Below are 5,311 nucleotides of genomic sequence, written 5' to 3'. Positions count from 1 at the left end.
TTATGGCCCGTTTCGCGATGCAGTAGGCTCTGCCGGCAATTTAAAAGGTGGTAATAAAAAGAATTATCAGATGGATCCGGCTAACAGTAATGAAGCGCTGCATGAAGTGGCGATGGATCTGGAAGAAGGCGCCGATATGATCATGGTCAAGCCTGGCATGCCTTATCTGGATGTTGTGCGCCGGGTAAAAGATGAGTTTGGTGTGCCAACCTTCGCCTATCAGGTCAGCGGCGAATATGCTATGCATATGGCCGCTATTGAGAACGGCTGGCTGGCAGAACGGCCGGTGGTGATGGAATCATTACTGGCGTTTAAGCGGGCCGGTGCAGATGGTATTCTGACCTACTTTGCCAAAAAAGCGGCTACCTGGCTCAGGCACGGCTAGTTAATCAGTTTCTTAAGCCGTTGCCGGCGGACGGGGAATAGCCAGTTCAACCAGCAACGGCAGATGATCCGATGCCATTTTTGCCTGCAGCGAACCCGGTATTTCGACCGCCGTCACTTCGACTGCTTCACTAACATATATATGATCAATCCGGATAGCGGCGAATCGGCTGGGAAAGGTGCCCCGCGGACGATGCCCTTCCAGCAATGTCTGGGCATCAGTCAGGTTTAGCCCCAGCCGCCGGCATACCTCTGAACCGGGCTGTGCATTTAAATCACCGCAGAAAATAACCGGCCCTTTGCAATCAGGATGACCAAGCCATTGTTCACTGAGCAACGCATCGATTTGCGCCAGCCGCTCCCGCGGCTGCAGCCCCAGATGAGTGTTGATGATATTTATCTGCTGGCCATGCAGCTCTACTGTCGCCCAGATAGCACCACGTGGTTCCAGTTTTGGTTTATCGGCCAGACCGGGCAAAGCGCCGGCCTTTACCAGAGTTAACGGCAGATGAGTTAAAATCGCATCACCATATTTTTCCTCCTCCAGATGCATTGCCGGGTGAAAATGAAACTCCATTTCCAGCTGTTTGGCAATCAGCTGAGCCTGATCTAAGCCCTCAGTCCGGCCACGACCCACATCCAGCTCCTGCAGAACCACTACGTCAGGGTTCGCCAGAGCAATCACTCTGGCAATCCGTCCCACGTCCAGTTTACCATCCAGACCGATACAGCTATGCACGTTATAGGTCATTACCCTTAGCAGATCACAGCGCTCTGTGCTGCCGGCAACCCGACCGGCCGGTTTGGTTTCGGCCCTGCCCAGTTGCTGCAGCGCAGCATGATAGATATCCGACGGCCTGAGATAACCGTAAGTTGTGTTGGCCAGCGCCAGATCTTCAGGCAGTAATGCAAACCCATGCGTTTCGGCAGGGGTTGCACCGGCATGCGCACCATTTTCGTTAGCAAAAGACTGGGCTTTAACCCCTTTGCGCCAGCCCATAATCACCAGATCACCGGCATCAGGGTGCTGACACAACCGCACTGTATCTTCACTGACGGCATCAAGAAAAGGATGATCTGCCCCGAAAATTGCAGCTTTATCATCTGGCAGATAAAAATTGCCTTCTGCCGTTGCCGCCAGCACCCTGTCAGGCCCGGCAACTGTCAATACCAGCGGCACTTTATGGCTCGTGGCCAGTTCTGCCGCCAGCAACCGGCGTTCACTGTCAGGTAGCGGCGCCTTGACATAGATATGGCCGACCGGGCCCTGCGCCGCCACCTTGATGCCGTTGTCCGGGGCCAGCGGATCATGGCCATTGGTCACTGAAAACCACTGTTGCAGGTTTTTACCACCGAGCAACCGTGCCCGCTGGGTCTGGACACTTGCGGTGACTTTGCGTTTGTTTACAGTGCTGCGGGACGTCAGTTTTTCAAAGCTCTGATCGACAGCCTGTTGCAGCGGATAGCCTTGCAGCAGATGATAAGGGGTGACTTTTGCCTGACCGTGATCAGAATAAATCCAAACCTGATAGCTGCGCCACTGGGAACGGTGCGCGGCACGCCATAGCCGGGCAATGCTGTCATCGATACCTTTCAGCGTCCAGTGAGCGAATAACGAGGATGGCCCTCGACGATGTGACTGTTCATCGTAGCCCAGCAAATTAAGATGTACTACCGGCAGCCCTCTGGCGATATCCATTTTACCGCCGATAACGCAAAGCTCACGCAGCACAATAGATACCGCCACCCGCGCCGGAATGAATTTTAATTCGCTGAAAAAATCCTGGCCTTTAATCAGGCCCCGGCAAAAATCGACGATTGCCAGCCCCAGCTCCAGAAAAAACAAACCAACAATCCGCAGTGCGCTGTATAAATTACTAACAAAAAGCCCTAACAGCACTAACGGGTTTGCCGCCCGCAACGCCGCTCCCCAGCCCATGGTGGCCGAGCAGAAATGCGACTCTGCTGCACCACCGGTATAGATGTCAGAATAGGCACTGCCGCCCTTGAGTAACGCTGCCTCGCTCTGCTGTTGCAGACGTTGCTCTACCTTGGCAGCCGCATCAGGTTGCAGCATCCGGACAATCTCACCGCTCTGGTGGTCGCGAAATGAAAATGCCGGTACCGCGGTTTTTATGCCATAGAACAACTCTGCCTGGACTGCCGGGGTAGTCGCCGGTAAACCGCTGTAGTGCGCCTGTAATTTATAATGCTCCCGCTTGAGCAAACGTTGTAAAAACGGCATTTTGCCGCGCTTGAGTGCCTGCTGTAACTGAGGCTGCGATAAACCATCAATCTGGATCATAATCAGGCCGGAACGGATACCGGAGCCTTTTGAAACCGGCAATCTCAGCAGCTTGGTAAACCAGTGGCTGCGGCTGAGACTTCGCCTTAACCATCGAAACCAGACTTCGACCCGAATGATCATAACGCTCTCCGGACAGTGTTAACTAATAGATGAAACGGTTAAAAAAGCGCAATGAGCCGCCACACATCAAGATAATTTTTTGCCGGCAGCCAATTTATTATCTGCAAACAAGCCGCTACCGACAGCGGTCGTGCCAGCTACGGCAACGCTGCTTAAAATGTCCCATTCCGCTTTGATCCACGCCAGCACATCTTCCCAGTCACGCTCTGTTTTCGGACTGGCTGGCATCGTCTCCAGCACCGATTGAAAACAGCGTATTGCTTTGGTGGCTGAACATGACATGGCAAACTCATCAGCTGTTTTAAGCGCACCCTGACCAAGCGCTGCCAGCCTGGCGGGTTGCCTGAGCAGTTGTTCAAGCGCCGTGCTCATTGCCAACGCCGTATTTTCATTCAGTAACAGGCCATTTTTATCATTTTCAACGACCTCCCGTACGCCTGGCGCGTTAAACGCCACCACCGGCAAACCTGCCGCCATGGCTTCTGTTATTACCATGCCCTGAGTTTCACTGGCTGAGGCAAATGCAAAGACATCCATGGCATGCAGCGCATCTGTCAGCTGTTGTTGCTGTAACACCCCAGCCATATGCAGCCGCTCGCTGATGCCGGCTTGAGCAAAGATACGCCGGATAGCCGGCTCTGAGGGCCCTGCCCCTACCACCAGAAAGTGACTTGTTGGGCGGGCAGATATCGTCTGGGCAACGGCCCGGGCCAGAACTTCGAGATTTTTTTCCGGCGCCAGCCGCCCCAGATGTCCGATAACCGTAGCGTCGGCTGGTATGCCCAGCCGGCGTCTGACGGCAAGGCCATCACCATTGGCAAACTTTTCCAGATACACCCCGGTTGGGATCACCGTAACCGGGCTGGTGACGCCCCGTTCATGCAGTAAATCGGCAATACTCTGACTTGGGGCAATAACCTGATTACACAGGTTGGCATAACGCGTTGCCAGGGCAATAGCAAAATGCTGCATCGTCAGCGAGTCGCCCGGCACATAATGGGTATATTGCTCGTATAAGGTGTGGTGAGTGAAAACCAACGGCAGTTTACGGTAGCGTGCGGTTCGCAGTGCACTCATACCCAGCAGAAACGGATGCTGCGAATGAATAATATCCGGTTTAAAGTCATCCAGGATCTGGCTTAATTTGTCGTGAAACGGCAGGGCTACAGAAAAATCGGTGGCATTAAAATTCTGAATCGCAGCAATACGCACGACATCCTGTTCATTTTCTGGCATACCGGCAAACTCTGGTGCCACCACCAGCACCCGGTGCCCCAATTTACGATACTCTGTGACAAAAGCCTCAACTGAACGTGCCACACCACCCACATGTGGGGTGTAAGTATTGGTAAAAATGACAATATTCATCTGCTATTACTCCCTTTTATTAAGCTGACGCTTCCTGTTGCCGCTGCTGCTGTTCGGGTAACAGCCTGATAGCCCGGTAAGCTGATCTGAAGCTGCGGCCCCTCTGCTTTATGCCAGTCTGCCTGCCATTCCAGTTGTATATTGTCATTCTGCTGACGGCTTATTGTCAGACTAACGCTGCCAAAACTGGTTGCCGCCGGCCCAAAGCGGACCACACTGTCAGCAGCAAGCCAGCGCTGCGGTACTCCTGCCGCCAGTACTAACTGCTCACCTTCTTCGCGGACAAAACAATTTCTGATCATTAATAACCATTCAGCGGCTGCCCAGACATGATGACCATCGCCCATACAGCCACCTCCCGTACCAGGATGTATCGCTTCCGGCCATTGGCCGGTAGGTGAGGCCAGAGCAGCGACAGCATCCATTAACACCAGGTAGCGGGGATCGTTGGCTCGTAATAAAATCTGAGCAACATGCAGCGTTAAATAAGCATTCAGGCCGGAATGAATCATATCCTGATAAAATGCATCCTGCACAAAACAACGCTTAAGCAGAAATTCAACGGTATCTGACAGCCGTGGATCGTCAGGTTGGCACAGTTGTACCGGATAGCCGATAGCCAGCGAACCAATAGCCCCTGCATCCAGCCGCCGGTAAGGCGACGCCGGCATGCCAGGTCGCTTCAGCCTGGTGGCACAGTGTCGCAGGCTGCGGTCAATTGCATTGCTGAAATCAGTGGCCGCCGCTGAGAATTCCTGCTCAAGTGCCGGATCGGTTTTAGCAAATAATCTGGCAGCCGCCTGCAAGCCGGCGACGCCCCAGAAATCATCCCAGTAATAATAATCATTCGGTCCCAGATGCTCTGCGCTGAAGCCAGCCGGCAATAAACCAGCGTGCGGCGCGTCCAGTTTATCCGACAACCGTTTATTGATGATCCAGCGGGCACCTTTTTTCAGCGGGCTATGCCAGTCATCTGACAGCTCGCGACCAGTAAGTTCGACATAACGTTGCAGGATCCATAACACCTCACCGTTAGCATCCCACTCCCCTTCCTGCGAACGGAAATAGCCCAGTAACGTCTGTCTGGCCGGAAACTGCTGTAAGGCGCGGGCGGCGCGCTCCGTCAGGCCG

The 5,311-nt window shown here is 53.7% G+C and carries 2 protein-coding genes and 2 pseudogenes; 1 reads left to right on the top strand and 3 read right to left on the bottom strand.

From position 1 onward, the window contains the following. Positions 1-385, top strand: a pseudogene (locus tag R3177_RS12975) (porphobilinogen synthase); the annotation flags it as partial. A 12-nt stretch (positions 386-397) separates the two neighbouring features. Here the strand turns inward: R3177_RS12975 and R3177_RS12970 are convergent. From R3177_RS12970 to R3177_RS12960, 3 genes and pseudogenes are all read right to left on the bottom strand, one after another. Further along, positions 398-2,812, bottom strand: a complete 2,415-nt coding sequence (locus tag R3177_RS12970) for an endonuclease/exonuclease/phosphatase family protein (protein WP_318971448.1) — start codon at positions 2,810-2,812, stop codon at positions 398-400. Positions 2,813-2,878: 66 nt separating this feature from the next. Beyond that, complete coding sequence (locus tag R3177_RS12965; RefSeq protein WP_318971447.1) at positions 2,879-4,180, bottom strand: glycosyltransferase; 1,302 nt, start codon at positions 4,178-4,180, stop codon at positions 2,879-2,881. Then, positions 4,177-5,311: pseudogene (locus R3177_RS12960) on the bottom strand (hypothetical protein); the annotation flags it as partial. The gene R3177_RS12965 and the pseudogene R3177_RS12960, both read right to left, overlap by 4 nt.

It is taken from the genome of Arsukibacterium sp., assembly GCF_033722355.1.
Taxonomy (GTDB): Bacteria; Pseudomonadota; Gammaproteobacteria; order Enterobacterales; family Alteromonadaceae; genus Alishewanella.
Note: the sequence above shows the minus strand (reverse complement) of the source record. Positions and strands in the feature narration are given on the sequence as shown.

What these genes read in the sequence shown, in the direction of transcription:
- R3177_RS12970 (WP_318971448.1), bottom strand. Translation starts at nt 2,812, where the DNA reads ATGATCATTCGGGTCGAAGTCTGGTTTCGATGGTTAAGGCGAAGTCTC.
- R3177_RS12965 (WP_318971447.1), bottom strand. Translation starts at nt 4,180, where the DNA reads ATGAATATTGTCATTTTTACCAATACTTACACCCCACATGTGGGTGGT.